General features: G+C 69.1%; 27 protein-coding genes. 17 read left to right on the top strand and 10 right to left on the bottom strand.

Going from position 1 to position 26,927, the window contains the following annotated elements; translation table 11 throughout:
• The first annotated feature begins 3 nt into the window (after positions 1-3).
• From ABMY26_RS12210 to ABMY26_RS12220, 3 genes are read left to right on the top strand one after another with little or no spacing between them, the layout of a single operon-like run.
• Positions 4-372 (top strand): flagellar hook-basal body complex protein FliE, encoded by a 369-nt coding sequence (locus ABMY26_RS12210; RefSeq protein WP_372395986.1) that lies wholly within the window; start codon positions 4-6, stop codon positions 370-372.
• A gap of 43 nt (positions 373-415) precedes the next feature.
• The gene (gene fliQ / locus ABMY26_RS12215; RefSeq protein WP_045584893.1) at positions 416-682 is read left to right on the top strand and encodes a flagellar biosynthesis protein FliQ; all 267 of its coding nucleotides are present in this window, start codon (positions 416-418) and stop codon (positions 680-682) included.
• A gap of 25 nt (positions 683-707) precedes the next feature.
• Positions 708-1,508, top strand: coding sequence for a lytic transglycosylase domain-containing protein (locus tag ABMY26_RS12220; RefSeq protein WP_372395987.1), 801 nt, complete (start codon positions 708-710; stop codon positions 1,506-1,508).
• 37 nt (positions 1,509-1,545) lie between these two features.
• On the opposite strand, the gene ABMY26_RS12225 is transcribed toward ABMY26_RS12220, so the two are convergent.
• From ABMY26_RS12225 to ABMY26_RS12235, 3 genes are all read right to left on the bottom strand, one after another.
• Positions 1,546-1,947, bottom strand: a complete 402-nt coding sequence (locus ABMY26_RS12225; protein WP_372395988.1) for a DUF1398 family protein — start codon at positions 1,945-1,947, stop codon at positions 1,546-1,548.
• Between the two features lie 56 nt (positions 1,948-2,003).
• Positions 2,004-2,483, bottom strand: a complete 480-nt coding sequence (locus ABMY26_RS12230; RefSeq protein ID WP_372395989.1) for a MarR family winged helix-turn-helix transcriptional regulator — start codon at positions 2,481-2,483, stop codon at positions 2,004-2,006.
• A 146-nt stretch (positions 2,484-2,629) separates the two neighbouring features.
• Positions 2,630-3,112 (bottom strand): MarR family winged helix-turn-helix transcriptional regulator, encoded by a 483-nt coding sequence (locus tag ABMY26_RS12235; RefSeq protein ID WP_372395990.1) that lies wholly within the window; start codon positions 3,110-3,112, stop codon positions 2,630-2,632.
• An 82-nt stretch (positions 3,113-3,194) separates the two neighbouring features.
• Here ABMY26_RS12235 and ABMY26_RS12240 point away from each other — a divergent pair, with 82 nt between their 5' ends.
• The 6 genes from ABMY26_RS12240 (at position 3,195) to ABMY26_RS12265 (ending at position 10,885) form a co-directional block, all read left to right on the top strand.
• On the top strand, positions 3,195-3,773 hold the full coding sequence (locus ABMY26_RS12240) for a class I SAM-dependent methyltransferase (RefSeq protein ID WP_372395991.1): 579 nt from the start codon (positions 3,195-3,197) through the stop codon (positions 3,771-3,773).
• Between the two features lie 124 nt (positions 3,774-3,897).
• Positions 3,898-5,991: a flagellar biosynthesis protein FlhA gene (flhA, locus tag ABMY26_RS12245; protein WP_372395992.1), complete on the top strand. Its 2,094-nt coding sequence runs from the start codon at positions 3,898-3,900 to the stop codon at positions 5,989-5,991.
• Positions 5,992-5,994: 3 nt separating this feature from the next.
• A complete protein-coding gene (locus tag ABMY26_RS12250) occupies positions 5,995-6,753 on the top strand; it encodes a flagellar biosynthetic protein FliR (RefSeq protein WP_372395993.1) in 759 nt (252 codons plus the stop codon).
• A gap of 3 nt (positions 6,754-6,756) precedes the next feature.
• Positions 6,757-7,839, top strand: coding sequence for a flagellar biosynthesis protein FlhB (locus ABMY26_RS12255; protein WP_372395994.1), 1,083 nt, complete (start codon positions 6,757-6,759; stop codon positions 7,837-7,839).
• A gap of 152 nt (positions 7,840-7,991) precedes the next feature.
• Complete coding sequence (trkA, locus tag ABMY26_RS12260) at positions 7,992-9,371, top strand: Trk system potassium transporter TrkA (protein WP_372395995.1); 1,380 nt, start codon at positions 7,992-7,994, stop codon at positions 9,369-9,371.
• A 53-nt stretch (positions 9,372-9,424) separates the two neighbouring features.
• Positions 9,425-10,885 (top strand): TrkH family potassium uptake protein, encoded by a 1,461-nt coding sequence (locus tag ABMY26_RS12265; protein ID WP_372395996.1) that lies wholly within the window; start codon positions 9,425-9,427, stop codon positions 10,883-10,885.
• A 33-nt stretch (positions 10,886-10,918) separates the two neighbouring features.
• Here the strand turns inward: ABMY26_RS12265 and ABMY26_RS12270 are convergent, their stop codons facing one another.
• Both ABMY26_RS12270 and ABMY26_RS12275 read right to left on the bottom strand, forming a co-directional pair.
• Positions 10,919-11,155 (bottom strand): hypothetical protein, encoded by a 237-nt coding sequence (locus ABMY26_RS12270; RefSeq protein WP_372395997.1) that lies wholly within the window; start codon positions 11,153-11,155, stop codon positions 10,919-10,921.
• Between the two features lie 90 nt (positions 11,156-11,245).
• A complete protein-coding gene (locus ABMY26_RS12275) occupies positions 11,246-12,193 on the bottom strand; it encodes a DUF4142 domain-containing protein (RefSeq protein WP_372395998.1) in 948 nt (315 codons plus the stop codon).
• A 261-nt stretch (positions 12,194-12,454) separates the two neighbouring features.
• On the opposite strand from ABMY26_RS12275, the gene ABMY26_RS12280 reads away from it, so the two are divergent.
• The gene (locus ABMY26_RS12280; protein WP_372395999.1) at positions 12,455-14,191 is read left to right on the top strand and encodes a GMC oxidoreductase; all 1,737 of its coding nucleotides are present in this window, start codon (positions 12,455-12,457) and stop codon (positions 14,189-14,191) included.
• Between the two features lie 49 nt (positions 14,192-14,240).
• Positions 14,241-14,831 (top strand): mismatch-specific DNA-glycosylase, encoded by a 591-nt coding sequence (locus tag ABMY26_RS12285; RefSeq protein WP_372396000.1) that lies wholly within the window; start codon positions 14,241-14,243, stop codon positions 14,829-14,831.
• A gap of 28 nt (positions 14,832-14,859) precedes the next feature.
• On the opposite strand, the gene ABMY26_RS12290 is transcribed toward ABMY26_RS12285, so the two are convergent.
• Positions 14,860-17,127, bottom strand: coding sequence for a molybdopterin cofactor-binding domain-containing protein (locus ABMY26_RS12290; protein ID WP_372396001.1), 2,268 nt, complete (start codon positions 17,125-17,127; stop codon positions 14,860-14,862).
• Between the two features lie 3 nt (positions 17,128-17,130).
• Complete coding sequence (locus tag ABMY26_RS12295) at positions 17,131-17,592, bottom strand: (2Fe-2S)-binding protein (protein WP_372396002.1); 462 nt, start codon at positions 17,590-17,592, stop codon at positions 17,131-17,133.
• Positions 17,593-17,786: 194 nt separating this feature from the next.
• Between ABMY26_RS12295 and ABMY26_RS12300 the strand changes: the two genes are divergently transcribed.
• From ABMY26_RS12300 to ABMY26_RS12320, 5 genes are all read left to right on the top strand, one after another.
• On the top strand, positions 17,787-18,701 hold the full coding sequence (locus ABMY26_RS12300; RefSeq protein WP_372396003.1) for a LysR family transcriptional regulator: 915 nt from the start codon (positions 17,787-17,789) through the stop codon (positions 18,699-18,701).
• A 236-nt stretch (positions 18,702-18,937) separates the two neighbouring features.
• Entirely contained in the window at positions 18,938-20,986 is a 2,049-nt protein-coding gene (locus ABMY26_RS12305) for a hypothetical protein (RefSeq protein ID WP_372396004.1), read from the top strand.
• A 56-nt stretch (positions 20,987-21,042) separates the two neighbouring features.
• A complete protein-coding gene (locus ABMY26_RS12310; protein ID WP_372396005.1) occupies positions 21,043-22,113 on the top strand; it encodes a ferritin-like protein in 1,071 nt (356 codons plus the stop codon).
• Positions 22,114-22,196: 83 nt separating this feature from the next.
• Positions 22,197-22,493: a type II toxin-antitoxin system ParD family antitoxin gene (locus tag ABMY26_RS12315; RefSeq protein WP_372396006.1), complete on the top strand. Its 297-nt coding sequence runs from the start codon at positions 22,197-22,199 to the stop codon at positions 22,491-22,493.
• Positions 22,494-22,506: 13 nt separating this feature from the next.
• Positions 22,507-22,890 (top strand): type II toxin-antitoxin system RelE/ParE family toxin, encoded by a 384-nt coding sequence (locus ABMY26_RS12320; protein ID WP_372396007.1) that lies wholly within the window; start codon positions 22,507-22,509, stop codon positions 22,888-22,890.
• Positions 22,891-22,927: 37 nt separating this feature from the next.
• On the opposite strand, the gene ABMY26_RS12325 is transcribed toward ABMY26_RS12320, so the two are convergent.
• The 3 genes from ABMY26_RS12325 to ABMY26_RS12335 are packed head-to-tail and all read right to left on the bottom strand — an operon-like array spanning position 22,928 to position 25,689.
• On the bottom strand, positions 22,928-23,764 hold the full coding sequence (locus ABMY26_RS12325) for an ABC transporter ATP-binding protein (RefSeq protein ID WP_372396008.1): 837 nt from the start codon (positions 23,762-23,764) through the stop codon (positions 22,928-22,930).
• Between the two features lie 43 nt (positions 23,765-23,807).
• A complete protein-coding gene (locus tag ABMY26_RS12330) occupies positions 23,808-24,641 on the bottom strand; it encodes an ABC transporter permease (protein ID WP_372396009.1) in 834 nt (277 codons plus the stop codon).
• 28 nt (positions 24,642-24,669) lie between these two features.
• Positions 24,670-25,689 carry an ABC transporter substrate-binding protein gene (locus tag ABMY26_RS12335; RefSeq protein WP_372396010.1) on the bottom strand — a complete coding sequence of 340 codons (1,020 nt, stop codon included), beginning with the start codon at positions 25,687-25,689 and terminating at the stop codon, positions 24,670-24,672.
• A 330-nt stretch (positions 25,690-26,019) separates the two neighbouring features.
• Here ABMY26_RS12335 and ABMY26_RS12340 point away from each other — a divergent pair, with 330 nt between their 5' ends.
• Entirely contained in the window at positions 26,020-26,886 is an 867-nt protein-coding gene (locus ABMY26_RS12340) for a 3-hydroxybutyryl-CoA dehydrogenase (protein WP_372396011.1), read from the top strand.
• The last annotated feature ends 41 nt before the right edge of the window (positions 26,887-26,927 follow it).

The following is a 26,927-nucleotide window of genomic DNA, read 5'->3' on the forward strand; positions in this document are numbered from 1 at the left end:
CCCATGATCGAGATGTCCGTCGGCCGCGTCGCCGCCGCCTATGCCGCCAACCGCAGCCCCGCCGTCAGCGGCCTTGCCGAAGCCCAGGGGCCGGCCTCGGCCGCGTCGGCCTTCTCCGCCACCGGCGGCACCGATGCGGTGGCGGCCGGCGCCGAGAGCGATTTCGGCGGTTTCCTCGACAAGTCGATCGCCCAGGCGGTCGACACGCTGAAGGAGAGCGAGCGGGTGTCGCTGGCCGCGGTGTCGGGCAAGGCCAGTGCGCAGGACGTGGTGCGCTCGGTGCTGGCAGCCGAGATGACGGTGCAGAGCGTCGTCGCCATCCGCGACAAGATGGTCCAGGCCTATCAGGAGATCATGCGGATCGCGGTGTGAGCCGTCGCGCCGGCCCCCTCCCCACAAGCGAAGGATCCCCGCCATGAATCAGGCCGACGTGCTGGAGGTGCTGCGCAGCGGCATCTGGACGACCCTGCTGGTCGCGGCGCCGCCGCTGATCGTGGCGGTGGTCGTCGGCGTGTCGATTTCGCTGGTGCAGGCGCTGACCCAGGTTCAGGAGATGACCTTGACCTTCGTGCCCAAGATCGTCGCCATTCTTGCGGTGACGGTGCTGGCGCTTCCCTTCATGTATGGTACGCTTGCGACCTACGCGGATCGGTTGAGCGACCTGATTGTCGCCATCGATTAGCGCAGTGGCGAAGCGGCGCAGACCGATGCGGGCAGTCCTTCCCCTTCTCGGCCTTCCCTTTTTCGGCCTGCTCGCCTATCCGGCCGGCGGTGCGGCGGCATCGCCGGCCGGCGCCTCTCAGATCGGGGTGTGGAGCACCGCGCTCTATGCCGCGCCCAAGGCTCCCCCGAATGCTCCCCCGAATGCTCCGGTCCAGCGGCCGGGGAAGGCGCTGCCGCCCGAAGCGCAATGCATTGCCGCCATCCTGGATGCGGAAAAGGCGGCCGGCATCGCCGACCATCTGCTGCTGGCGATGGGCTTCACCGAGTCCGGGCGGCGGACCGAGGACAGGCTGTTCACCGCCTGGCCCTGGACGGTCAACACCGAAGGGAAATCCCATTATTTCCAGACCCGCGACGACGCCATCGCCTTCGTGCGGGCGGCGCAGGCGCGGGGCGTGCAGTCCATCGACGTCGGTTGCCTCCAGGTCAATCTGCGCTGGCACCCCGACGCCTTCCCCGACCTCGCCACCGCCTTCGACCCGGCGGCCAACGCCCGCTATGCGGCCTCCTTCCTGTCGGCGCTGCGGCGCGACCATGGCTCGCTGGAAACCGCCGTCGCCCGCTACCACTCGGCGCAGTCGGAGCGCGGCGAGGCCTATCGCCAGCGCGTGACCGGCAACCTGCGCTGGGTCGCCGGGGCGCTGGGCTATCTGGAGACGCTGGCGGCCGGCCCGGTGGGCGCGGCGCCGGTCTGGACCGCGGCGGAGCGCGGCCGGCTGAGCTTCCTGTCCGGCCTGTTCGCCGACGGGCCGGCACGGCCGCTGCTGCCGGAAGGGCAGAACTGAGCCGGCCGGACGCCGCGCGGAGTTCCGCCGCTTCCCCTCATTGCGGAAAATGTTCGACGTGGCTTTCCGCGGTGCGGCCGTAATAGACGACCCGCCTGCCGGGGAAGGAAACCATGTAGCCGGCGCAGCCGGCCGCCGTCACCGTTTCGCAGAATCCCCGGTAGCTGTAGCCGGGCGCGCCCGCCTGGGCCTCGCGCACGGCGGCCGCGATCGCATCGGCCCGGAAGATGGCGGCGACCGGACCCGGCGCGGCGACGGCCGGCAGCTCGACGCTGTCGCCGTCAGGCAGGTAGTAGATGCCGGTGCCGCGGCGGTAATCGACGGCGTAGCCCTCAAAGCCCGCGGCAATGAGGGTGCCGACGATGGACGGGAAGTCCATGGTGCCGTCATGGGAGGCGGCAAGGCAGGTTTGGGCGATCGACGTCTGCTGCGCGTTCATCGGCACTCTCCTTGGCAGTGGGATGTGATGGACGGGGTGACGGCCTGCGCGCCCGCTCAAGTCAGGGGGCTGCCCTTCAGTCCATGCGCCGCGGCGACCTTCCGCAGGAGCCGGTCGATCTGCGCCCGCTCGTCTGGAGTCAGGAAGCCGAAGGCCGCGGCGTCGTTCTCGTCTGCCAGCCGGGCCAGCTCCGGCACCAGCAGCGCCCCGGCCTCCGACAGGGCGAGGGTGTGCGCGCGGCCGTCCTTCGGGTTGTCGCTGCGCGCGACCAGAGCCTTGGCGACCAGCCGGTCGGCCAGCTTGCTGATCGCGCCGCGGGTCATTCCCATCCGTCCGGCCAGCCGATTGGGAGCGAGCGGACCGGCCGCGTACAGTTCCCGCAGCATGACCCACTCGGCCACGGTCACCTCCTTGCCTTCCAGCCGGCGGGCGAAGGCGAAGGAGACATGGTTGGACACCAGACGCATCCAGTAGCCGAGATGATCGGTCAGGCCGGAGACGGCGTTCAGGCCGGGGGCCGTGTCAGGGGACTGCATGGGACCGCTTCATTTATTAACTAGGAAACTAACTACGGCTTGTTTCCTAGTCAACTATTTTCATGGGGCCGGCGGACGACCGGTGTCGTCCTGAAGGATGCGCCGATGGCTGCGTCCTTCGACCGCCGAGCCCAGGTCCGGCAACACTATTCCACTGCAATCTGTGGCGGTGGAAAAATGTCCCGTCCTTCCCCGAGGTTGGCGGCGACATGGCGGAGCATCGAGAACAGCGCGGACCGTTCATCCGGACCGAGGCCATGGAGTGCGAGGTCGGCTATTTCGGCCAGCACCCGCTTTGCGTCCGGAATGCGTTCGCGCGCTGCTGCTGAAAGATCGAATCGACTGGATCGCTTGTCGCTTGGATGGGGTGTTCTGACGACCACGCCGTCCCGCTCCATTCGTGAAAGCAGGGCGGCCATGGTGGGTTGCTCCACGGCGATCAGGCTGACGAGTTGCTTCTGCTGCAACGGCCCCTGCTCTTCCAGCGCCATCACGACGGGAAGATAGGCCATTCCGAAGCCCAAGGGACGGAGCCGAGCCTCGAAATCGCGCATCAACAACCGCGACACGTGATTGATCCAGAAAGTCGGTTGCGAAGCCGGATCCCATGCCACGTCCCTATTTTTCATAGCGTGCTATTCTCCTTGATATTTATAGTATACTATATAAATGTGCGTGGCATGGAAAGAACCGATGCGGCAGGAGGACAGGATGGCAGCGCCGACAGACAGCCGGGGATTCGACAGGGCCTATTCGGCCCCGCTGACGATGTGGGGCGATTGGCGCATTCCCGGCGCGGTGAAGGATCTGGTCGCGGAAAACGGGGCGGCCCGTGCTCTGGAACTCGGTTGCGGCGTCGGCCGGATTTCCAGATACATGGCCCGGCACGGTCTCCGGGCCACGGGTGTCGACTTCTCCCCCGTCGCCATCGACAAGGCGACGTCACGGGTGGCCGGCGATCCGGTCAGACCCGAGTTTCTCGTGGACGACGTCAGGGAGCTTTCCCTGCTGACGGGACCGTTCGACCTCTCCGTCGATATCGGTTGCTTTCATTGCCTCGACCGGGAGGGCCAAGCGCGATATGCGGCCGCGCTCGCACGGCTGCTCCGTCCCGGGGCCACGCATCTCATGTGGGTAATGGAGAACGCGCCGAGCAACCGGCCCATGGGCGCGGACGAAATCGGCGCGACGTTCGCACCGTCGTTCCGGATGGCGGGAGTCGAGAACCGCCGCCGGCGGCTGGTGCGGTCGCGTTGGTTTTGGCTGGAGCGGAGGGAGGCTCAGGCGTAAGGCCGCGGCCCCTTCCCGGCGGGCGGAGGGGCGCCCATGCCGCCCCGGCCTTAAATCCCGGTTTTACCGCGGCGCCCTATCGTTGCCGGAACGCGCCCTTTCCCTCGAACCATTCCGGGACCCCATGACCTTCACGGATCACGTCCGCAGCCGGTTCGGCCTGATCGGAGACATCGGTCTGGCGAACCGCGACGTGCTGTTCGCGGTCGCCATCCTGACGGTGCTGGCGGTGCTGTTCCTGCCGGTGCCGTCCTGGTTCCTCGATCTCGGGCTGGCGCTGTCCTTCTCGGTCGCGGTGCTGGTGCTGATGGTGTCGCTGTGGATCCCGCGGCCGCTCGATTTCTCCTCGTTCCCCACCGTGCTGCTGGTGGTGACGATGATGCGGCTGGCGCTGAACATCGCCTCGACCCGGCTGATCCTCAGCGAGGGGCACAACGGCCATGGCGCCGCCGGCCACGTCATCCAGGGCTTCAGCCAGTTCGTGATGGGCGGCAACTTCGTCATCGGCGTGGTGATCTTCTGCATCCTGGTGGTGATCAACTTCGTGGTCATCACCAAGGGCGCCACCCGCATCGCCGAGGTCGGCGCCCGCTTCACGCTCGACGCCATCCCCGGCAAGCAGATGGCGATCGACGCCGACCTGTCGGCCGGCATGATCGACGACATCGAGGCGCGGCGGCGGCGCAAGGAGCTGGAGGACGAAAGCACCTTCTACGGCGCCATGGACGGCGCGTCGAAATTCGTGCGCGGCGACGCGGTGGCCGGGCTGGTCATCACCGTCATCAACGTGCTGGGCGGCATGGCCATCGGCATCGCCCAGAAGGGGATGAGCTTCGACAGCGCCGCCTCCGCCTACACCACGCTGACGGTGGGCGACGGGCTGGCGACCCAGATCCCGGCGCTGGTGGTGTCGCTGGCCGCCGGCCTGCTGGTGACCAAGGGCGGCAACATCGGCTCGGCCGAAAAGGCGGTGATCGACCAGCTCGGCGCCTATCCCAAGGCGCTGCTGGTGGCGGCCGGGCTGCTGGCGGCGCTGGCGGTGACGCCGGGGCTGCCGATGGCGCCCTTCCTGGTCATGGGCGGCGCCTTCGCCCTGCTCGGCTGGTACGCGCCGCGGCGCAAGGCCCGCCGGGTCGCGCTGGCCAAGCTGGACGAGAGCCGCAAGGCCCCCGCCGCCGCCCCGGAGGAGACGGTCGAGGACATGCTGAAGGTCGACGAGGTGAAGGTGGAGGTCGGCAACCACCTCGTCCCGCTGATCCTCAACAAGAACGGCCCGCTGACCACCAAGGTCAAGACGCTGCGCAAGCGCTTCGCCACCGAGTTCGGCTTCATCCTGCCGTCGGTGCGCATCAAGGATTCCAGCTTCCTGGCCCCCAAGAGCTACGTCATCAGCATCATGGGGGTGGAGGCGGCGAAGGGCGAGGTGCGGCCAAAGCACCTGCTCGCCATCGATCCCACCGGGGGCGCGGTGCCCGACATCGCCGGCGACGCGACGCGCGAGCCGACCTTCGGCCTCCATGCCAAATGGATCGACCCCGCCCGCCACGAGGAGGCGGTGGCCAAGGGCTACACCGTGGTCGATCCGGAAAGCGTCATCACCACCCACCTGACCGAGGTCATCAAGGACAACCTCTCCACCCTGCTGACCTTCGCCGCCCTGCAGAAGCTGATCGACGGGCTGGGGCGCGAGTACCAGAAGCTGATCAACGACATGGTGCCGAGCCAGATCTCGCTGGTCGTGCTGCAACGGGTGCTCCAGCAGCTCCTGTCGGAGCGGGTGTCGATCCGCAACCTGCCGGCCATCGTCGAGGCGGTGGCGGAAGCCGTCGGCTGGACCCGCCACATCACGCTGATCACCGAGCATGTCCGCATGCGGCTGGGCCAGCAGATCCACCAGGGGCTTGCCGGGCCGGACGGCTTCGTGTCGGTGATCGCGCTCAGCCCGCGCTGGGAACAGGCGCTGCTCGACGGCATCGCGGTGGAGGGCGACGACCGCCGCTTCGTCATGCCGCCCAGCCAGGTGCAGGAGTTCCTGACCGCGGTGCGGCTGAAGATCCAGAAGCACGCGACTCCCCAGGTCTGGCCCGCCCTGCTGGTGGGGGCGGAGGTGCGGCCCTTCGTCCGCTCGCTGCTGGAGCGGGTCAGCCCGATGACCCCGGTGCTGAGCCATGCCGAGCTGCACCGCAAGGCGTCGCTCAAGACCATCGACCAGGTCTAGGCGATGGACGCTCTGAGCCAGTTGCTGACCCTGGAGATCTACCGCGGGCTCGTCGTGCTGGCGCGGGTCGCCGCGGCGATCAGCCTGCTGCCCGGCTTCGGCGAGGCGGCGGTGCCGATGCGGGTGCGGGCGGCGCTGGCGGTCATCCTGACGCTGGTGCTGCTGCCGGGGCTCGACGGGCTGCCCGGCCGCATGCCGGAGCAGCCGGTGGAGATGCTGCGCACGCTGGCCGGGGAGACGCTGGTCGGCGCCTATCTCGGCCTCGGCGCCCGGCTGTTCATGGCCGCGCTGCAGACCACCGGGGCGCTGGTGGCGCAGGTGGTCGGGCTCAGCAACCCCTTCTCGATGGAGGCGGCCGGGTTCGAGGGCGGGTCGGTGCTGTCCGGCGTGCTGCTGATCGGCGGGCTGGCGCTGCTGTTCGCGTCAGACGTGCATTACCTGATGATCGGCGCGCTGGCGCGGTCCTACGGTTCCTGGCCGGCCGGGGAGTTCCCGGAGATCGGGCTGGTCGCCCAGCGCTTCGCGCAGCTGCTGGCGACCACCTTCCGGCTGGGGGTGGGGCTGGCGGCGCCCTTCATCCTCTACGGGCTGGTGATGAACCTGGCGCTCGGGCTGGTCAACCGGGTGATGCCGGCGATGCCGGTCTATTTCGTCGCCACGCCCGGCATGCTGATGGTCGGGCTCGGCCTGTTCATGGCGACCGCCGGCGCGATGCTGACCGCCTTCGTCGCCGCGCTCGGCGGCTGGCTGTCGGGGAGCTGAGCGATGGCCGGAGAGGACGACGGGCAGAAGACCGAGGAACCGACCGAGAAACGCCTGCGCGAGGCGGCGGAGAAGGGCGACGTTCCCCGTGCCCGAGACGTCGGTCTGCTGTCGGCGATGCTGGCGGCCTGGATCATCGTGCTGATGGCGGCGCCCGATGCGGCGGCGCGGCTGTCGGCGCTGCTGCTGCCGCTGATCGAGAATCCGGACGACATCCGCATCGACGGCAGCGCCGCCGACGTCATCCACAACCTGCATTGGCTGATCGCCGGCAGCGCCGTCGTGCTGCTGCCGGTGCTGGGCATCCTGCTGGGTGGGGTGGTGCTGTCGGCGCTGGGGCAGGGGCCCTTCGTGGTCGCGGCCGACCGCATCCGGCCCAAGCTGTCGCACCTGTCGCCGGGGTCGGGCTGGAAGAGGATCGCCGGCCGCCCGGCTCTGGTCGAATTCGTCAAGAGCCTGGTCAAGCTCGCCATCATCAGCGCGGCGGCGTGGCATGCGCTGGCGCCCTACATCGCTTGGACGGAGGATACTGTGGGCATGGACGTCGCCGGATTGCCCAACCTGCTGCGGGACGTGACCTTGCGGCTGCTGCTGGCGGTCCTGCTGGCGACCGTCCTGATGGCGGCGGTGGACGTGCTGTGGAACCGGCTGGAATGGCGCCGCCGCCTGCGCATGAGCCACCAGGAGGTCAAGGACGAGTTCAAGCAGATCGAGGGCGATCCCAACGCCAAGGCCCGGCTGCGCGACATCCGGCGGTCGCGCTCGAAGAAGCGGATGATGGCGAACGTGCCGCGCGCCACGGTGGTCATCACCAACCCGACCCATTTCGCCGTCGCGCTGGAGTATGAGCGCGGCCGCACGGCAGCGCCGGTCTGCCTCGCCAAGGGCGCCGACCTGATCGCGCTGCGCATCCGTGCCGTCGCCCAGGAGCACGGCATCCCCATCGTCGAGAATCCGCCGCTCGCCCGGGCCCTCCACGCCACGGCGGAGGTCGATGCGGTCATCCCGCTCCAGCATTACCAGGCGGTGGCCGAGGTCATCACCTATGTGCTGAAGCTGAAGGGCGGGCTGGCCCGGCGGGGGTGACGGCAAGGGGGGATGACGGGGGGTTGGCAAGGGGTGACGGCGGGCCCCGAACGCCATTCCGCTTGCAACGGGCCGTTCCTGCGGTCATCTCCTCACCGACGAACGCCGGCATGAGCCGGGGTCGGGTGGGCGGAGCCGGGGACGGGAACCGAATGAAGGCGATCATCTGTGGGGCGGGGCAGGTCGGGGCCAGCATCGCCCGGCATCTCGCGCTGGAAGACAACGACATCACGGTGATCGACACCTCGACCGAGCTGGCGCAGCGGATGGACGAGAGCCACGACGTGCGCGGGATGGTCGGCCATGCCTCCCACCCCGACGTGCTGGCGCAGGCGGGCGCGCGGGATGCCGACATGCTGATCGCCGTCACCCATTCCGACGAGGTCAACATGGTGGCCTGCCAGGTCGCCCATTCGGTGTTCGACATCCCGGTCCGCATCGCGCGGATCCGCAAGCAGGCCTATCTGCGGCCGGAATGGGCGAAGCTGTTCGCCGAACAGCATCTGGCGATCAACGTCGTCATTTCGCCGGAGGTGGAGATCGCGCACAGCATCGCGCGGCGCCTGCGTTCCCCCGGCGCGTTCGAGATGGTGCCGCTCGCCGACGGCAAGGTGCATCTGGTCGGCGTCCACTGCACCACCAGTTCACCCCTGCTCGACACCCCGCTGCGCCGGCTGACCGAGATGTTCCCGGACGTCCGCGCCGCCGTGCTCGTGGTCTTCCGCGGCGGCACCGGTTTCGTGCCGAAGGGCGACGACGTGCTGCGGCTCGGCGACGACGTGCATCTGGTCTGCCGGACCGCCGACATCGTCCGCGTCGTCGCGCTGTTCGGCCATGCTGAGGCGCCGGCCCGCCGCCTGGTCATCGCCGGCGGCGGCAATGTCGGCTTCAATCTCGCGCAGATCGTCGAACGGCAGATGCGCGGCATCTCGATCAAGATGATCGAGGGCAACGCGGAGCGGGCCGAGCTGATCTCGCGCTCGCTGCGGTCGAGCACGGTGGTGCTGAACGGCGACGCGCTGGACCATGAGATCCTGGAGGAGGCGCAGGTCGGCCGCGCCGAGACCATCGTCGCCGTCACCAACGACGACGAGACGAACGTCTTCACCTCGCTGTTGGCCAAGCGCGCCGGCTGCGGCCGGGCGATCACGCTGTTGAACAAGACCTCCTACGCGCCGATCGTCGCCGGGCTGGGAATGGACGTCGTCGTCAACCCGGCGGCGGTCACCGTGTCATCCATCCTGCGCCATGTGCGGCGCGGCCGGGTCGCCGCGGTGCAGACCATCGGCGACGGCTTCGGCGAGGTGGTCGAGGCCGAGGCGCTGGAAACCTCGCGCGCCGTCAGCGGTCCGATCGGCTCCATCGGCCTGCCGTCCGGCCTGACCATCGGCGCCCTGGTCCGCGACGGGGAGGTCATCATTCCCACCGGGCAGACGGTGATCGAGCCGCATGACCGGGTCATCGTGATGGCGACCGCGGACCTCGTGCGCAAGGTCGAGCGGCTGTTCGCCGTCGGGCTGGAATTCTTCTGAGCGGTGCCGTCTCCCCGCCATCGCCCCCGCCCTCGTCCAAGCACGAAGACATCATGCCGAATTTGAGGCCGATCCTTTTCATCGTCGCCATCGTGCTTCTTGCGCTGTCCGCAACGATGCTGATCCCGGCGGCGGTCGACCATGCCTATGGCAATCCGGATTCCCGGGTCTTCCTCTATTCCGCCGCCTTCACCGGCGGCTGCGGCGGAGCGCTGGCCCTCGCCACGCGCTGCCACCTGCAGGGCGGCCTGTCGCTGCGCCAGGCCTTCCTGCTGACACCGCTGACCTGGACGGCCACCGCCGCCTTCGCGGCGCTGCCCTTCCAGTTCGGCCATTTCCCGGATTTGTCCCTGAACTACGCCAACGCCTTCTTCGAGACGATGTCGGGGCTGACCACCACCGGCTCGACCGTTCTGGTCGGGCTGGACTTCACGACGGAGGGAATCCTCCTGTGGCGGGCGCTGCTGCAATGGCTGGGCGGCATCGGGATCATCGGCGTCGCCGTTGCCGTGCTGCCGGCGCTGCGCGTCGGCGGCATGCAACTGTTCCGCACCGAATCCTCCGACCGGTCGCAAAAGGTGCTGCCGCGTGCCCAGCAGATCGCCAAGGCCATCGCCGCGGTCTATTCCGGGCTGACGCTGATCGGCGGCGTCAGCTACTGGCTGGCGGGGATGACCCCGTTCGAAGCGGTGGTGCATGCGCTGACCAGCCTGTCGAGCGGCGGCTTCTCCACCTCCGACCGGTCGGTCGGGCAGTTCGAAAGCCCTCTGCTGCACTGGTTGGTGACGCTGTTCATGCTGCTGGGCAGCCTGCCCTTCGTCCTCTATGTCCGCACGCTGGCCGGCCAGCGCGACGCGCTGTGGAAGGACAGCCAGGTCCGGACCTATCTGGGCTTCCTTGCGGCGGTGATCCTGCCGCTGAGCATCTGGCTGGCGGCGACCCACGGCCATGGCTTCGCCGACGCCCTGCGTCTGGTCGCCTTCAACGTCGTGTCGGTCGTCACCACCACCGGCTATGCCTATACCGACTACAGCCAATGGGGCAATCTGGCGGTCGGCGTCTTCTTCGGGCTGACCTTCATCGGCGGCTGCACCGGCTCGACCGCCGGCGGCATCAAGATCTTCCGGTTCGAAGTGATGGTGACGGTGCTGCGCACCCACTTCCTGCACCTGATCTATCCCCGCGGCGTCTTTCCGCGCCAGTACGGCAACCGCCGGCTGGACGACGATGTCCTGGGGTCGGTGATCGTCTTCTTCGCGCTGTTCTTCACCGCCTACAGCGTGGTGACCATCGCGCTGATGGCGCTGGGGCTGGACTTCATCACCAGCGCCAGCGCCGCGGTCACGGCGCTGGCGAATGTCGGCCCCGGGCTGGGCGAGATCATCGGCCCGGCCGGGACCTTCTCGTCCCTGCCGGATTCCGCCAAATGGCTGCTGTCGCTGGCGATGCTGCTGGGCCGGCTGGAGCTGTTCACCGTGCTGGTGCTGTTCATGCCGCGCTTCTGGCGGGGCTGAGGGAAGGGCGGGGCGGCTGCTCCGCGCGACCGCTCATTCCCTTGGGTTGCGGTCGGGTTCCGGGTCGCGGTTGGCGGAGTGCTCCTGCATCTGTTCGGTCTGGATCGTCTTGCCGTCCAGGCCGCGCGCCTCGGTGTGGCGGGACTTGTCGCGGTTGGACAGCACCACGTTGTCGCCGATGGAGCCGGCGGGCAGGTCGGTGGTGGCGCCGGTGCCGCTTCCCTTGCCCTGCGCGCCGGTGCCCATGTGCTTCTTGCTGGCGTTCGCCATCGCGATGTCTCCGTTGGTTGACCCTTGCCGATGGCGGGGCGGGACTCCCGCCATCGGAAACGGCTGGTTATCGGGGAGTGCTGCGACTCGTTACTGCGGATTGCGGGTCTGGCCGCCAACTGCGCCGGGAGCCGTGCCGCTGTGGTCGGTTCCGGTATGGTTGACGTCGCTGCCGCGCTTGCCCAGCGAGACGGTGGTGCCGTCATATTCGAATTCCGCCATCTGCTTGACCTGATCCTCGGTCACCTGGCGGGCGACGATGCGGTTTCCGTCCGTGTTCAGCAGGTTGTAGTCGAGCGCCACCTGCCTGGCCCCGATGCCGAGGATGCCGCCGCGGTCGAGGATCACCTGGGTGGCGTCGCCGGATTGCGGGTCGAGGATGATGTCGGCCACGTCGCCCAGCTTGTTGCCGTCCTGGCCGTAGACGTCCTTGCCCATCAGCGTCTCGAAGCTGGTGCTCGCCTGGGTGGGGTGAACGGTGGAGGTTCCGGTGGAGGCGACGGCCGGGCGCAGGTCACGCACCTGGCGCAGATGCTGCTCCAGCGTCGGCAACGTCTGGGCGGCGAAGCGCTTCAGGTCGGCGTCCTTGCCGGTCTCGGCCTGGGTGCGGAACAGGGCGACGGCGGCCTGGTGGGCCTCGAGCTGGCCTTGCAGATAGGCGGCGTCGAACTGGTCGGCCTTCAAGGCGCGGAGGTGATCCAGCTTCTGCAGATGGTCGGAATCGAGCTTGGTCGGCAGCGTCATCGACTTCTGCTGTGCCAGTGCCTTCATGGCCTCGGAGGTCTTGGTATGGTCGGCTGCCATATGGCTGCCGAACTGCTTGACCCCGCCGTCCTTCGCCTGTTCCTGCGCCAGCTTGCCGGCCTGGATCTCGAACATGTCGCCGATCGCGGCCTTCTCGGCGAAGGTCCTGTCGGCCTGCGCCGGCTGGCCCGCCTGGGTGGCGGTCTTGGCCGGCGCGGGCGTCTGGGCCAGGGAGACGGCGGGCGCCGCGAACAGCATCAGGGCCGCGGTCGCGAGAAGATGGTGGCGTTTCATGGCGGCTGTTCCTGCTGGTGCATGGTGGTCGATCCGGGCTCCGGTCCCGGCCGACGGCCGGAGCCGGAGCGCCGTTCTTCCCTCCTTCAACCGGCGAGACCGGCCGGCGTTCCGAAACCGCCGCACTGCCGCTTTCGTGCACCGGGCGTGCAGCGGGGCGAACGACGTAGCGCGCCGGGGGTATAGCCGAATGCGCGCTCGGCCTAGGCCACGCGTCCGGGGCAAGAAGAAACGGCTTATGTCCCCGGTACGGAGGCCCGCTTGTTACGTGACGCCCGCCATGTCCTGAACGGCACGCACATCGATTGCGATCTCTGCATCGTCGGCGGCGGCGCCGCCGGCCTGACCATGGCGCGCGAACTGGCCGGCGGGACGTGCAGCGTCGTCCTGCTGGAGGGCGGCGGGCTGGAGGTCGACGGCATCTCCCAGGCGCTCTATGCCGGGCGCAACGTCGGCCTGCCCTATGAGCGGCTGACCACCGCGCGCAGCCGCTATCTGGGCGGCAGCACCAACTGCTGGGGCGGCTTCTCCCGGCCGCTGGAGCCGGGGGACTTCGCCCGGCGCCCCTGGATCCCCGGCAGCGGCTGGCCGATCGCGCGCGAGGCGCTGATGCCCTATTACGAGCGCTCGCAGGAGGTGCTCGGCCTCGGCCCCTTCGACTATGGCAACGGGTTCTGGATGGAGCGGGTGGGAGGGCCGAACGCCGCCTTGTTTCCCCTGGACGGGGCCGCCGGCGGAATGGGCGGCGAATTGGACGGGAGCGATTTCGAGAACCGCGTCGCCCAGCTCAGCCCGCCGATCCGCATGGGCGAGGCCTACCGGGCGGAGATCGGGCGCGCCGCCAACATCACCGCCTTCCTCAACGCCAACGTCACCGGGCTGGAAACCAACGCCACCGCCAGCGCGGTCGAGCGGGTCCGGGTCCGCACGCTTGGCGGCCCCGGCTTCACCGTCGGCGCGCGGCTGTTCGTGCTGGGTTGCGGCGGGATCGAGAACGCGCGCATCCTGCTGCTGTCCAACGGGGTGCAGGCGGCGGGGCTGGGCAACGGCAACGATCTGGTCGGCCGCTGCTTCGCCGACCATCCGCGTTTCAAGACCGGGCCGGTGCGGCTGACCCAGCAGAGGCAGCACCGCAGGCTCTACGACGTCAGCCTGTGCCTGGCCCGGCGGCGGCTGCGGCGGCCGCACCCGCCGGTGGCGCTGGCGCTGTCGCCGACCGCGGAACTGCAGGCGCGGCACGAGCTGCCCAATTCCCGAACCTATCTGGTCGCCTCCTACCATTCCGGGGCGCTGGACGCCTTCAAGGCGATGCGCGACCTGCGGCTGCTGCCGTCCCGCCACCGCTGCCGCCGCTTCGGCGTGTCGGAGGACGAGGCGGCGAGCCTGCTGCGCAATGCCGGGCCGCGCATCCTGCGCAGCCTGCCGCAGCTGGTCCACGCCCTGTTCGACAGCACGATCGATCCCGGCTGGCTGCCGCGCCGCTTCACCCTGGAAACGGTGCTGGAGCCGGTCCCCAACCCCGACAGCCGGGTGACGCTGGACCATGCCACCGACCCGTTCGGCTGCAACCTGCCGCGGGTGGACTGGCGGCTGACCGACCAGGACCGCCGGGGGGCCGCCGAGACCCAGCGCCTGCTGCGCGAGGAGCTGCTGCGCCGGGGCCTGATCTCCGTCGATGGCGATGGGGAGGATGGAGGCGGGGAGGGCGATGCGGAGAGGGGGGCGGCGGCGATGGCCGACGTCGGCTGGTGCTGGCACCATATGGGCACCACGCGCATGCATGAGTCGCCGCGTCACGGCGTGGTCGATGCCGACGGCCGCGTCCATGGGGTGGGGAATCTCTATGTCGCCGGCAGCTCGGTCTTTCCGACCATGGGGGCGGACCATCCGACCATGACCATCGTCGCGCTGGCCCTGCGGCTGACCGACCGCGTCGCCGCGCTGCTGCAGGACGAGCGGAGCAGCCCGCCCGCCCCGGCGGTCGCCGCCTCGCTTTGAGCGGGACGGCACAATCCTGTATTCCTCTCCCGTCCGGGAGGATCGCACCATGGATCTGTTCGACGATGGTCCCGCCATGCCGGCGGAGGGGTTGCCGGAGCCGGCCGGGCCGCTGCCCGACATCGTGGCGCCCGGGCTCGACTGCCTGTTCGTCGGCTTCAATCCGGGGCTGCGGTCGGGGGCGCTCGGCCATCACTATGCCGGGCGGGGCAACCAGTTCTGGCGCCTGCTGGCGGCGGCCGGGCTGACCCCGCGGCTGTACCGGCCGGAGGAGGACGTGACCCTGCCGGCCATCGGGCTGGGCTCCACCAACCTCGTGGCGCGGGCAACCGCCAGCGCCGCCGAGCTGTCGCGGGCGGAGTTGCGCGGCGGGGTGCCGCGGCTGGCGCGGATCGTCGCCCATGTCCGGCCGCGGGTGCTGGCCTATACCGGCAAGGGTGTCTATCTGGCGGCGACCGGCCTGCCCGACGCGCCGTGGGGCGTGCAGGAGCGGCCGCTGTTCGACGGCGTCGCCGATGTGGTGGTCCCCTCGCCGAGCGGCCTCGCCCGCCTGCCCTTCGAGGAGAAGCTGCGCTGGTACCGGGAGGTGCGGGAGGAGATCGCGACGGAGGCCGGGGCGCAGACCGGGCGGCGGCGCTGATGCCGCCCGGTCCTGGCGCCCCGTCCCGTCAGCTGACGGTGCCGCCGCGGCTGAACGGCAGCGTCTGCAACGGCTGGCCGGTCACCGAGAAGACGGCGTTGGCCACCGCCGGAGCGACGGTCGGGACGCCGGGCTCGCCGGCGCCGGTCGGCCGTTCGCGCGAGGGCACGATGTGGACCTCGACCGCCGGCATGTCGGACATCCGCATCGGCAGATAGCCGTCGAAGTTGCCCTGGTCGACCAGACCGTCGGTCATGGTGATCTCGCCGCGCAGGGCATGGCCGATGCCCCAGCCGGCGCCGCCCTCCATCTGCGACTTGACGATGTCGGGATTGACCACCTCGCCGCAATCGACGGCGACGACGACGCGGTCGACCTTGAACTGGCCCTTGTCGCCGACCGTCACGTCGACGACATGGGCGACGAAGGTGTTGAAGCTCTCATGCACGGCGACGCCGCGGCCCTTGCCCTTGGGCAGCGGCTGGCCCCAGCCGGCCTTCTCCGCCGCCAGCTTCAGCACGCCGGCCAGCCGCGGATGGTCCTTCAGCATCTCCAGCCGGAAGGCGACCGGATCCTTGCCGGCCGCCTTGGCGAGCCGGTCGATCGTGACCTCCTTGGCATAGGCGGTGTGGGTGTGGCCGACCGACCGCCACCACAGGGTGGTGACCGGCGAGGCGGCGGTGTGCGCGTCGACGGCGAGATTCGGCACCGGATAGGCCATGTCCGACGCGCCCTCGACCATCGTCGCGTCGACGCCGTTCTTGACCATCACCGCCTCGAACGGCGTGCCGGCCATGAAGCTCTGGCCGACGATGCGCTGCTTCCAGCCGACGATGGCGCCCTTGGCATCGACCGCCGCCTTGATCCTGTGCAGCACCATCGGACGGTAGCGGCCGCCCTTGATGTCGTCCTCGCGCGTCCACACCAGATGCACCGGGGCCTTGGGATAGGCCTTGGCGATCATCGCCGCCTCGACGATGTAGTCGGCGTTGGTGGTGGCACGCCGGCCGAAGCTGCCGCCGGCCCATTGGGTCTCGATCTTCACCTGCTCCGGCTTGCAGCCGAGGACGCCGGCGACGGCCATCTGCTCGACGGTTTGGAACTGCGAGCCGGCCCAGACGGTGCAGCCGCCCTCGGGGTTGAGGGCCACCACCGCGTTCAGCGGCTCCATCGGCGCATGGGCGAGGTAGGGGAACACATAGTCGCCCTCCACCACATGGCCGCCCTTGGCCGCGGCGTCGGCGATGGCCTTGTCGGCGTCACCCTTGCCGGCGGCGACCGCACCCGGCCGGTCGGCCAGCTTGCGGAAATCGGCCAGCATGGCGTCGGTGCCGCGCATCTCGGACTTGGCGTCGTCCCAGGTCACCTTCAGCGCCTCGCGGCCCTGGATGGCGGCCCAGGTGTTCTTCGCGATCACAGCGACGCCGACCGGCAGGGTCACCACCTCGATCACGCCGGCCACCTTGCGGGCGGCGGCATCGTCGACGCTCTTCACCGTTCCGCCGAAGCGCGGGCTGCGGGCCAGCACCGCCGTCACCTGGCCGGGGCGGCGGATGTCCATGGCGAAGACGGCGGTGCCGTCGGTCTTGCTGACATGGTCCAGCCGGTGCAGGTCCGGCTTGCCGATCAGCACATAGTCCTTCTGCTCCTTCAGCTTGACCTGCTGCGGCACCGGCAGCTTCGCCGCCTCCTCCGCCAGCTCGCCGAAGGTGAAGCTGCGGTTGCTGGCGGCATGGCGGACCACGCCCTTCGACACCGTCACCTCGCCGGCCGGAACCTTCCAGCGCGCCGCCGCGGCGGAGACCAGCATGGCGCGGGCGGCGGCGCCGGCCATGCGCAGCTCGTCCCAGCTGTTGGCGACGGCGGTCGAGCCGCCGGTGCCCTGGATGCCGAAGAAATGGTTGGCGTAGAGCTTGCCGTCGGCCGGGGCGAAGGCGCCGCGCAGCTGGCTCCAGTCGGCGTCCAGCTCTTCCGCGACGATGGTGGCGAGGCCGGTGACGATGCCCTGGCCCATGTCGAGATGCTTGGCCAGCACCGTCACGGTGTTGTCGGGCGCGACGATGACGAACAGCTGCGGGCGCGGGTCGGCCGGGCCGACGATCTTCGGCGCGGCGTCCGCCGCCAGCGCCGGCAGCGGCAGGTGGGCGCCGATGACCAGCGCGCCGGCCCCGGCGCCGATGGCCTTCAGGAAGCCGCGGCGCGACGGTGCAGGCAGATGGCCGAAGGCGGGGGAGCCATCGAGGCCGGGTTGGGCGAATCCCGATTGGGCGGCCTGACGGATCAGGTGATGCAGCATGGCTCAGGCCCTCATCGTCTGGGCGGCATCCTTGATCGCCGCGCGGATACGGACATAGGTGGCGCAGCGGCAGACGTTGCCGTCCATCGCCGTGTCGATGTCCTGGTCGGTCGGGTTCTGGTTGTCGGTCAGCAGCGCGATGGCGCTCATGATCTGGCCCGACTGGCAATAGCCGCACTGGACGACGTCCAGCTTCTGCCACGCCGCCTGGACGGCCTGGGCCGCCTTGCCCTTCACCCCCTCGATGGTGGTGATTTTGCTTTCGGCGGTCAGCATGCCGACCGGCGTCTGGCAGGCGCGCGTCGGCGTGCCGTCGACATGGACGGTGCAGGCGCCGCACTGGGCGACGCCGCAGCCGAACTTGGTGCCGGTCATGTTCAGCTCGTCCCGCAGGACCCACAGGAGCGGCATGTCGTCGGGAACGTCGACCTGACGGACCTCGCCGTTGATGGTGATGCTTTTCATGGCTCTTGCCTCTTTCTCCCTGGACGGATCCGGCACAGGTCGACCGCTGGGCGGGTCGGCGACGGGTCCGCTGCCCGGTTGGGGCGTTGGCTTGCGAATTGGATTGTCTGTTGTTGGCCGCTGGCTGGAGCGCTGCCTGGACAGATTACACCGTTCAGTGCACAATGAAGTAGGCGGCTTTGGTTCATATCGTCATGAAAGCTATTCATAACCCCGCGCTCGACCTCAACCTGATCAAGGTGTTCGACGCGCTGCTGGAAACCCGCAACGTCTCGCGTGCGGCCGAGGCGCTGGGCGTCAGCCAGTCGGCGGTCAGCCATGCGCTGGCCCGGCTGCGCACGCTGGTCGGCGATCCGCTGTTCGTGCGCACCGGCAACCGGATGGAGCCGACCCCGCGTGCCCAGCGCCTGGCCGAGCCGCTGCGCGACCTGCTGGTCGGGGCGGCGCGGGCGCTGTCGGCGGAGGAGGATTTCGATCCCCAGCGGGAGGAGCGGAACTTCACCATCTCCACCCCCGATTCCATGCAGGCCGTGCTGCTGACCGGCATCCTGCGCGACGCGGCGGAAGGGGATCTGCGCGTGTCGGTCTCGCTGCTCAACTATGACCCCGACGCCGTGCTGAACGGGCTGGACGACGGCACCCTCGATCTGGCGATCGGCTATCTGCCGGAGCTGCGGCGCTGGCACGACCGGCAGGTGCTGTACCGGGAAACCCATGTCTGCCTGTTCAATCCGGAGCTGGTGCCGGTCACCCCGCCCATCGGGCTGGAGGATTACACCCGCTATCCGCACCTGATGCCGTCGCTGCGCGGCGGGCTGAGCAGCTTCATCGACGACGAGTTGGCGGCGTTGGGAACCCGGCGGCGGGTCGCCGCCTCCACCACCCAGTTCCTGGCGATCCCGGTGATCCTGACGCAGGCGCCGATGCTGACCTCGCTGCCCGCCCGGCTGGCCCGGCTGTGCGCCGATGCGCTGGGGCTGGCGACCAGCCCGCTGCCCTTCGACATCGGCGACTATGAGGTCTCGATGATCTGGCACCGCCGCAACACCGCTTCCCCGTCGCACAGCTGGCTCAGGCAGCGGATCGGCGAAGAGGCGGCGAAGCTCTGAGAATGCCGCCGCGGTGGGGAGCCGGGCCTTCGCATATCCCTGAATGCACGTAAAAAAAGAAAATCCAAAGATATTTTCCATTGTCCGCGCATGGTTATCAACGCTAGATCATCACCCATACAAATAATTTCTTCCGGGGCGAGTGGCTGCTGCCAGTCGTCGCCGCTCCCGAATTCGCCCGATCGTGCGCGGCCGATCCGCCACCGCTTCGTGCGCCCTCACGGAAAGGGATCGACATGAGTTTCCTCAATCCGGTGCGCCTCGTCTTTTCAGGGATTTTCCAGGCCGACGTCTCCACGGTGAACAACGACGTCCGCCATTACGACAACGACACCTTCGAGCCCGCCTACCAGGAGTTCCAGAAGTCCCTGCCGAATGGCGGCACGGTCGCCAACGGCTGGTGGAACCCGACCGGGTCGGGAGCCTTCCGGCTGATCGACTGCCGCGTGACCGGGCTGGGCTTCGCCGACGGCAGCTTCGTCGAGGCGCCCCCGGACGGTGCCCCGGGCGCCGATGCGGCGCTGGGCATGCTGATCGGCGGCTCCACCGACCGCACCAGCGGCAAGCTGGTCGACCTCGACCCGCAATGGCAGATGGCCTCGACCCCCTGGGGCCTGGACGTGCGGCTGACCGACGGCAGGACGCCGGCCTTCTTCGGCGGGCGCTACCAGCCCAACCCCTTCCGCGACCTGTGGTTCAACCGGAACGTCAACGGCAACGCCGACGGCGCGGCGTCCTCGACCTTCCAGTCGGTGCTGGAGACTGTCGAGTGGGCCGACGACGCGGCGCTCAGCCCCTTCCTGCGGCAGCTGCGCGACGCCACCACCGGCGGCATGCTGTCGATCCGGCTGGCGACCTTCGGCTATATCGGCAACGTCAAGGATCCGCGCTTCACGCTCGGCACCGTTGTCGGCACCATCGGGCCGCAGCTTGCGGGCGAGCCGACCTCCTTCGTCCGCGGGCGCCGCTTCGTCCCGGCCAACAACATTCCCAACAGCTGGGCCGGCATCACCTATTTCTCCGGCCAGGTCGACGGGCCGTCGCGCACCGCCTTCCTCGACCTGTCGAACGCGCTGCAGACCACCGACGGCAAGGGCACGCTCAACCCGGTCGGCCGCATGACGCTGGGCATCCTGCGCGACCCGTCGATGGCGGAGAACACGCCGGTCACCCCGGACAGCTTCCTGCCGGTCGCCGAAATCCCCTATGGCGAGCCGCGCTGGCTGGCGCGGACCGCCGGCGTGGTCGCGGCCAAGCTGACCGACGAGCAGTTCGAGCTGGCCCAGAGCCGGCCGCTGGCCCTGGTGACGGTGTCGGAGACGAACCCGGGGGCGACCGACCTCGACCTCGGCTTCGGCATCGTCGCCATCCGCGAGGCGCAGGACGGGCTGTATGTCTGCGCCGAGCCGCTGGTCCACCGCATCGACGGGGCCGGGCGGGCGGAATCGCTGGTCTATGCCACGCGCTACGGCCAGCCGGTGCCCGGCGCCGCCATCGCCATCACCCAGATGGGCCGCATCCCCGGCCAGGGCGGCGGCTTCGGTGTCGACCAGCCGACCGCCGACATTCCCGACATGGGCGTTCCGGAAGCGGCGGTGAGCTTCGAGGTCGAGGGCGGGCCGGCCACCGGCGGCACCATCCTCGCCGACGGGAACGGCGTCGCCCGGCTGGGGATCGCCACCCGGTCGCCGGGCAACCCGCGCGGCTACATCGACGGCCAGATCTACCTGATCGACTACCGCGTTCCCGGCCAGAGCAACACGGCGCGGTCGTCGTTCGACTATATCGCCCTGCATGTCCGCGACGATTTCGACGTGCCGGCCGACCCGACCTGGGACGACATCGCGCCGATCATGGCGCAGTACGGCAACCTCTACCCGATCATGAGCAAGCATCTGGTCGATCTCGGCAGCGAGGCGTCCTGCGCCCGCCACGCCGACATCCTGCATCTGGCCTTCTCGCTGCCGGAATCGGACCCGAACTACATGCCGGTCACCCGCGACCTGTCGGTCTACAGGCGCGACACCATCCTGGCCTGGCTGGCCAAGGTGCAGCGCGGCGAGACGGCGGTGGAACGGGGGGTGAAGGCGGCAGTCGGGGCTGCCGGCGGCCCGGCATCCGGTGGCCCGGCATCCGGCGGTCCCGCTCCGGGCCTGCGCACCGGTCCCTCCGGCGCCGCCCCGGCGGGTGCCGCCACGGCGGCGCCGGACGGGCCGACGGCGGCCGACGGCAAGACCCGCTTCGCCAAGAACTTCTCCCGCGTCGCCACGCCGTCGCGTTCCTGACGCCCGGCCCCGATGCCCGGCTCCCGGGAGAGCCGGATCAGGACAAGGAATCCGCCATGCTGAAGATCCAGCCGCACTTCGCCCAGGACATCGACACCGTCCAGGTCCTGCGCAACGCCCTGCAATCCGCCGTCGAGCTGGAGCACGCCACGCTTCCGGCCTATCTGACGGCGCTCTATTCGATCAAGGCCGGCCAGAACCGCGAGGCGGCGGCGATCATCGGGTCGGTGTCGGTGCAGGAAATGCTGCACATGACCATCGCCGCCAACATCCTGAACGCGGTCGGCGGCCATCCGGTGATCGACAAGCCCGGCTTCATCCCGGTCTATCCCGGCCCGCTGCCGATGGGCGTCCATGAAGGGCTGACCGTCTCGCTGGGCAAGCTGACCCGCAGCCTCGTCTACGACGTCTTCATGACCATCGAGGAACCGGAGGTCGCGATGGCCTATCCGGTGAAGCAGCCGGCGCTCGCCCTGTTCCAGCAGAAGGCGGCGGCGGCGCAGGAACCGGGCTTCGCCACCATCGGCGAGTTCTACCAGGCGATCTCCGACGCCATCGGCGCGATGGGCGAGGAGATCTTCACCGGCGACCCGGCCAATCAGGTGGTGGACAACACCTGGTTCCCGCCCGACCAGCTGTTTCCTGTCACCGACGTGGCGAGCGCCCAGCGCGCCATCCAGGTGATCGTCGAGCAGGGCGAGGGCTCGCCCCAGTCGCCCCGCGAGGCCGAGAACGAGGCGGCGCTCGCCCATTACTACCGGCTGGCGCAGATCGTCTATGCCCGCCGGCTGGTGAAGGATCCGGACGAACCGCTCGGCTGGTCCTATTCCGGGGCGCCGGTCGGCATCGATCCGGCCGGGGTGTGGAACCTCTATCCCAACGCCAAGACGGTGGATTACCCGCCGGGCAGCCGCGCCCGCACCGTCTCGCAGCAGTTCAACACCACCTACACGGCGCTGCTGACCTCGCTGCACATCACCTTCAACGGCCAGCCGGAACGGCTGCGCGCCGCCATCGGCCTGATGTACGAGCTGAAGCTGACCGCCGACCAGCTGGTGGCGATCCCGCTGCCCGGCACCGACTATGTGGCGGCGCCGACCTTCGAGTATGCGCCGGTGAACGTGTAGCGGAGCGGTGCCGGTCCCTCCGCAGGCTTGACCGCCGACCGCCGCCGGTATCAATCTCTGATACCGAGTGACGGAGGTGTGGCATGGGCGGTCGGAACTTCAGCCTGACGGACCGGTTGAGCGCGTTCGTCGACCGGCAGGTCGAGGACGGGCGCCACCAGAATGCCAGCGAGGTCGTCCGGGAGGCGCTGCGCCGCTACCAGGACGATCTGGAGGCGGAACGCGCGAGCCTCGCTGCCATCGAGGCCGTCGCCGAACGCGGAGTTTCCGCCATCGAAGGCGGAGAGTTCCGGCTGGTGGCCGGCGGCGAGGATCGGCGTGCGCTGCTCGACGACCTGAACCGCCGGGCCGCCGGGCGTGCCGCGGCGCGGCAGGGCTGACGCGGGGCTGATCGTGGCCGGCTTCCGCCTGTCCGCACCGGCGGAAGCCGACCTCGACAGGATCCTGGATTGGAGCGAGGAGCGGTTCCACGCGGTGGGCCGCATGCGGTACGCCGCCCTTCTCGTCCAGGCGATGCAGGATCTGGCCGACGACCCGCAGCGGGAGGGCGTCGAGTGGGTGATGACCTCGAAGCGGCGGGTCGGCGTCTATCATGTCTGGCACAGCCGGGACCATGGCACCGATCCGGCGGAGCGGGTCCGGGATCCGCGGCATGCGATCGTTTTCCGCATCGGCGGGGATGGGGTCGTGGACATCCTGGGCTTCATGCACGACCACATGCTGCGCGACCGTGCCTTGCGCCGCATCCTGCGCGGCACCCCGTCCGCTCCGCAGTGAGGGGCCGGCGCCCCTCATCCCGGCCTCCGGCCCGTCTTCAATCCGCGGTGACCGAGCGGATCTCGTCCTGGCTGAAGCGCTGCTGCTCCTCCATCACCATCTGCGACAGCTCGCGCTTCAGGCGGTTGAACTCCGGGGCGGAGCCGTCGCGCGGGCGGGGCATGTCGACCAGGACGTCGCGCTTCACGGTGCCCGGCCGGTAGGTCATCACGACGATGCGGTCGGCCAGGTAGATGCTCTCCTCGATCGAGTGCGTCACGAACAGGATGGTCTTGCCGACCTCCTCCCAGATGCGCAGCAGTTCGTCCTGGAGGGTGCGGCGGGTCAGGGCGTCGAGCGCGCCGAACGGCTCGTCCATCAGCAGGATCGGGCTGTCCAGCGCCAGCACGCGGGCGATGGCGACGCGCTGGCGCATGCCGCCCGACAGATCCTTGGGGAAGCGGTTGCGGAAATCCTGGAGATGCAGCTTCTCCAGCAGCCGCTCCACCGTCCGGGCGATCTCCGGCTTGGACAGGCCCTTGATCTCCAGGCCGAAGGCGACGTTCTGCGCCACCGTCATCCAGGGGAACAGGGCGTATTCCTGGAACACCATGCCGCGGTCGGGGCCGGGCGCGGCGATGGTGCGGCCATCGACGGCGACGGTCCCCTTCGTCGGCGGCTGGAAGCCGGCCACCGCGTTCAGCAGCGTGGACTTGCCGCAGCCCGACGGCCCCAGCAGGCAGACGAACTCGCCCTTGCGGATGTCGAGGTCGATGTCCTGCAGGGCCACGATCTTCTGCGTGCCGACGGCGAAGGTCTTCTCCACCCCGCGGATGCGGATCTGCACGGGCGCCGCATCGGCGGCCGGCACGGCGTCGGCAACGGTCTTCAGCATGGGCGTCATCTCCATCTCCTCCCTGTCTGTCTTTTGGTGGCGCTCAGTTCTCGAGCCCGCGGTGCCAGCGCAGCAGGTGGTTGTTCAGGCGGTTCATGCCGAGGTCGATGGCCAGGCCCAGCAGGCCGATGGTGAACATCCCGGCGATGATCTTGTCCGACCACATGAACTCGCGCGCCTCCAGGATGCGGAAGCCGAGGCCGGAATTGACGGCGATCATCTCCGACACGATCACGACGATGAAGGCGGTGCCGATGCCGATCCGGGCGCCTGCCAGGATGTAGGGGGTGGCGGCCGGCAGGATGACGCGGAGGAACATGGTCATCTTGCCGGCGCCCAGGTTGCGGGCGGCGCGCAGATAGATGCCGTCGACATGGCGCACCCCGGCGATGGTGTTCATCAGCACCGGGAAGAAGGCGCCGATGGCGATCAGGAAGATGGCGGGCGCGTTGCCCAGCCCGAACCACAGGATCGCCAGCGGGATGTAGGCGATCGGCGGGATCGGCCGCAGCACCTGCATCAGCGGGTCGAACAGCGCATAGATGCGCGGGTTGCCGCCCATGGCGAGACCCAGCGGAAGGGCCAGCCCGGCGCCGACGGCGAAGCCCAGCACCACGCGGTACAGGCTGGACCAGGCGTCGAACAGCATCTCGCCCGACAGCGCCCACAGGATCCAGCTGGATTGCGCCGGGTCGTAGGGATCGGTGGGCAGCAGATAGGCCCACCAGCGCTCCACCACCGCCACCGGCGAGGGCAGCACCACCGGGTTGATCAGCCCGGAGGTCGACAGCGCCTGCCACAGCGCGATCATCAGGATGGGCACCAGGGCGCCGCGCAGCAGGATGGCGGGCGAGAAACGGGGCTTGGCTTGGGACATGGGGCGTCCTCCTTCCGCTGGGCCGGGCTCAGTTGGTCTTGACGGCGGTGGCCTTGACGTCACCGGCCTTGGTGGCGGCCTTGGCCTTTTCCAGCAGGTCGAGCTTCACCCAGTCGGCGGCCTTCGGCGGGTTGTCCATGCGGCCGACGCCGAACTTCTGCATCATGTCGGTGGTGACCTGAACATGATGGACCGAGATGTCGTAGCTGTAGGGCGAGTTGCCGATGGCGTCCTTGAAGTCCTGGCTGGTGATCTGGCCCTTGAACATCTGCTCGCGGACGTATTTCTCGGCCAGATCCGGGTTGGCGATGAAGGTCGCCGTCGCCTCGACGAAGCAGCGGACCAGCCGCTCGGCGACGTCGCGCTTCCTGGTGTAGAATTCCTCGGTGATGACCAGCGAGCGGACCGGCTCGCCCAGCTCGGTGTCGTAGGGCTTGATCACCTCGACGCCGAAGCCCTTGTTGATGGCCTGGCTCGACTGCGGCTCCGACTGGGACATCGCGTCGATGCTGCCGGCCAGCAGCGCCTGATTCATGTCGGCATAGGCCATGTAGACGATCTGCACGTCCTTGCCGGAGCGGTCGGACCAGCTCAGCCCATGCTTGGCCAGCTCGGCCAGCAGGATCAGCTCCTGCGCACCGCCGCGCGGGGTGGCGACCTTCCTGCCCTTCAGGTCGGCGATGCTCTTGATGCCGGCGCCCGGCCTGGCGACGATGCGCGCCCCGCCCTTGGCGAAGCCGGCAACCGCGTAGATCGGCACGCCCGACGCCCGGCCGGCGATGGCGGCATCCACCGCGCTGGCGGCGACGTCGATCTCGCCGGCGACGATGGCCGGCAGGATGTCGATGCCCTTGGGGAAGACCCGCTCCTCGATCTTCAGGTCATACTTGCCGGCGATCTCCTTCATGTAGGAAACCGCGCCGTAATGGGCGAATTTCAGGTTGCCGAGTCGGACCAGATCGGCGGCCGAGGCGCCCTGGCTGGCGACGGCGGCGGTGGTGAAGGCAACGGCGAAGGCGGCGGCGGCGAGCAGGGTTTTCCTGGGCATGCGTCTCTCCCATCGGGCTTGGTCCGCGGCCCGTCGCCGCGGTTGTCCTGGGAAAGAGCAAGGCCCGTGCCATGATCAGTTCGTCGCGCAAACAGTTGAAAAGCCTCGACCCGGCCGGCGCGGCGGCCGTCCGCATCGGCGGATTTCCGCTTGGCCGCCGGAACGGGTCGGCGGAAATCCGCCGATGCGGTCCCCTGCGGCAGGACGACGCGCCGGCCCGGCGGCCCCATTGCCGCATACGACAAGTCATCGCAGCGCAACGAAAAAACGTGTAGAAGATGCTGCACTTGCGAACCAACGCATCCGCACGAAAGATAGGGACAAGGAACCATGGCCGAGAGCAAGGGGATCGAAACGGTCGGCGTCATCGGCGCCGGCCAGATGGGCAACGGCATCGCCCAGGTCTGCGCCGTCGCCGGCCTGACGGTGGTGATGACCGACATTTCCGACGCGGCGGTGCAGCGCGGCCTGTCCACCGTCGGCGGCAGCCTGGAGCGTCTGGTCAAGAAGGAGAAGATGAGCGCCGCCGACCGCGAGGCGGCCCTGGCGCGCATCACCGCCACCACCGACAAGGCGGCGCTGGCCGCTTGCGACCTAGTGATCGAGGCGGCGACCGAGAACGAGGATCTGAAGGTCAAGATCCTCAAGGATCTCTGCACGATCCTGAAGCCCGAGGCGCTGGTCGCCACCAACACCTCGTCGATCTCCATCACCAAGCTGGCGACGGCCACCGACCGTCCGGACCGCTTCATCGGCCTGCATTTCTTCAATCCGGTGCCGCTGATGGCGCTCTTGGAGATCATCCGCGGCATCCAGACCAGCGACGACACCCACGCCAAGGCGATGGCCTTCGCCAAGCGCGTCGGCAAGTCGCCGATCACCGCCAAGAACAGCCCGGGTTTCGCCGTCAACCGCATCCTGTGCCCGATGATCAACGAGGCGATCTTCGCGCTGCAGGAAGGCATCGCCACGGCGGAGGACATCGACGCCGGCATGAAGGCGGGCTGCAACCACCCGATCGGCCCGTTGGCGCTGGCCGACCTGATCGGTCTGGATACCATGCTGTCGGTGATGGAGGTCTTCTACGAGGGCTTCAACGATCCGAAGTACCGCCCGGCCCCGCTGCTGAAGGAGATGGTCGACGCCGGCTATCTCGGCCGCAAGACCGGCCGCGGGTTCTACGACTACAGCAAGTGAGGTGAAGGGGGGCATTGTTGGCGTGCGATGCCCCCTCCCTA

This window comes from Azospirillum sp. HJ39, from assembly GCF_041507355.1.
In the GTDB taxonomy this organism is placed as follows: domain Bacteria; phylum Pseudomonadota; class Alphaproteobacteria; order Azospirillales; family Azospirillaceae; genus Azospirillum; species Azospirillum thiophilum.

Bases quoted from the DNA above. Each gene is read 5' to 3' on its own strand.
- ABMY26_RS12210 (WP_372395986.1), top strand. From the start codon at position 4: ATGATCGAGATGTCCGTCGGCCGCGTCGCCGCCGCCTATGCCGCCAAC.
- fliQ (WP_045584893.1), top strand. From the start codon at position 416: ATGAATCAGGCCGACGTGCTGGAGGTGCTGCGCAGCGGCATCTGGACG.
- ABMY26_RS12220 (WP_372395987.1), top strand. From the start codon at position 708: ATGCGGGCAGTCCTTCCCCTTCTCGGCCTTCCCTTTTTCGGCCTGCTC.
- ABMY26_RS12225 (WP_372395988.1), bottom strand. From the start codon at position 1,947: ATGAACGCGCAGCAGACGTCGATCGCCCAAACCTGCCTTGCCGCCTCC.
- ABMY26_RS12230 (WP_372395989.1), bottom strand. From the start codon at position 2,483: ATGCAGTCCCCTGACACGGCCCCCGGCCTGAACGCCGTCTCCGGCCTG.
- ABMY26_RS12235 (WP_372395990.1), bottom strand. From the start codon at position 3,112: ATGAAAAATAGGGACGTGGCATGGGATCCGGCTTCGCAACCGACTTTC.
- ABMY26_RS12240 (WP_372395991.1), top strand. From the start codon at position 3,195: ATGGCAGCGCCGACAGACAGCCGGGGATTCGACAGGGCCTATTCGGCC.
- flhA (WP_372395992.1), top strand. From the start codon at position 3,898: ATGACCTTCACGGATCACGTCCGCAGCCGGTTCGGCCTGATCGGAGAC.
- ABMY26_RS12250 (WP_372395993.1), top strand. From the start codon at position 5,995: ATGGACGCTCTGAGCCAGTTGCTGACCCTGGAGATCTACCGCGGGCTC.
- ABMY26_RS12255 (WP_372395994.1), top strand. From the start codon at position 6,757: ATGGCCGGAGAGGACGACGGGCAGAAGACCGAGGAACCGACCGAGAAA.
- trkA (WP_372395995.1), top strand. From the start codon at position 7,992: ATGAAGGCGATCATCTGTGGGGCGGGGCAGGTCGGGGCCAGCATCGCC.
- ABMY26_RS12265 (WP_372395996.1), top strand. From the start codon at position 9,425: ATGCCGAATTTGAGGCCGATCCTTTTCATCGTCGCCATCGTGCTTCTT.
- ABMY26_RS12270 (WP_372395997.1), bottom strand. From the start codon at position 11,155: ATGGCGAACGCCAGCAAGAAGCACATGGGCACCGGCGCGCAGGGCAAG.
- ABMY26_RS12275 (WP_372395998.1), bottom strand. From the start codon at position 12,193: ATGAAACGCCACCATCTTCTCGCGACCGCGGCCCTGATGCTGTTCGCG.
- ABMY26_RS12285 (WP_372396000.1), top strand. From the start codon at position 14,241: ATGGATCTGTTCGACGATGGTCCCGCCATGCCGGCGGAGGGGTTGCCG.
- ABMY26_RS12290 (WP_372396001.1), bottom strand. From the start codon at position 17,127: ATGCTGCATCACCTGATCCGTCAGGCCGCCCAATCGGGATTCGCCCAA.
- ABMY26_RS12295 (WP_372396002.1), bottom strand. From the start codon at position 17,592: ATGAAAAGCATCACCATCAACGGCGAGGTCCGTCAGGTCGACGTTCCC.
- ABMY26_RS12300 (WP_372396003.1), top strand. From the start codon at position 17,787: ATGAAAGCTATTCATAACCCCGCGCTCGACCTCAACCTGATCAAGGTG.
- ABMY26_RS12305 (WP_372396004.1), top strand. From the start codon at position 18,938: ATGAGTTTCCTCAATCCGGTGCGCCTCGTCTTTTCAGGGATTTTCCAG.
- ABMY26_RS12310 (WP_372396005.1), top strand. From the start codon at position 21,043: ATGCTGAAGATCCAGCCGCACTTCGCCCAGGACATCGACACCGTCCAG.
- ABMY26_RS12315 (WP_372396006.1), top strand. From the start codon at position 22,197: ATGGGCGGTCGGAACTTCAGCCTGACGGACCGGTTGAGCGCGTTCGTC.
- ABMY26_RS12325 (WP_372396008.1), bottom strand. From the start codon at position 23,764: ATGCTGAAGACCGTTGCCGACGCCGTGCCGGCCGCCGATGCGGCGCCC.
- ABMY26_RS12330 (WP_372396009.1), bottom strand. From the start codon at position 24,641: ATGTCCCAAGCCAAGCCCCGTTTCTCGCCCGCCATCCTGCTGCGCGGC.
- ABMY26_RS12335 (WP_372396010.1), bottom strand. From the start codon at position 25,689: ATGCCCAGGAAAACCCTGCTCGCCGCCGCCGCCTTCGCCGTTGCCTTC.
- ABMY26_RS12340 (WP_372396011.1), top strand. From the start codon at position 26,020: ATGGCCGAGAGCAAGGGGATCGAAACGGTCGGCGTCATCGGCGCCGGC.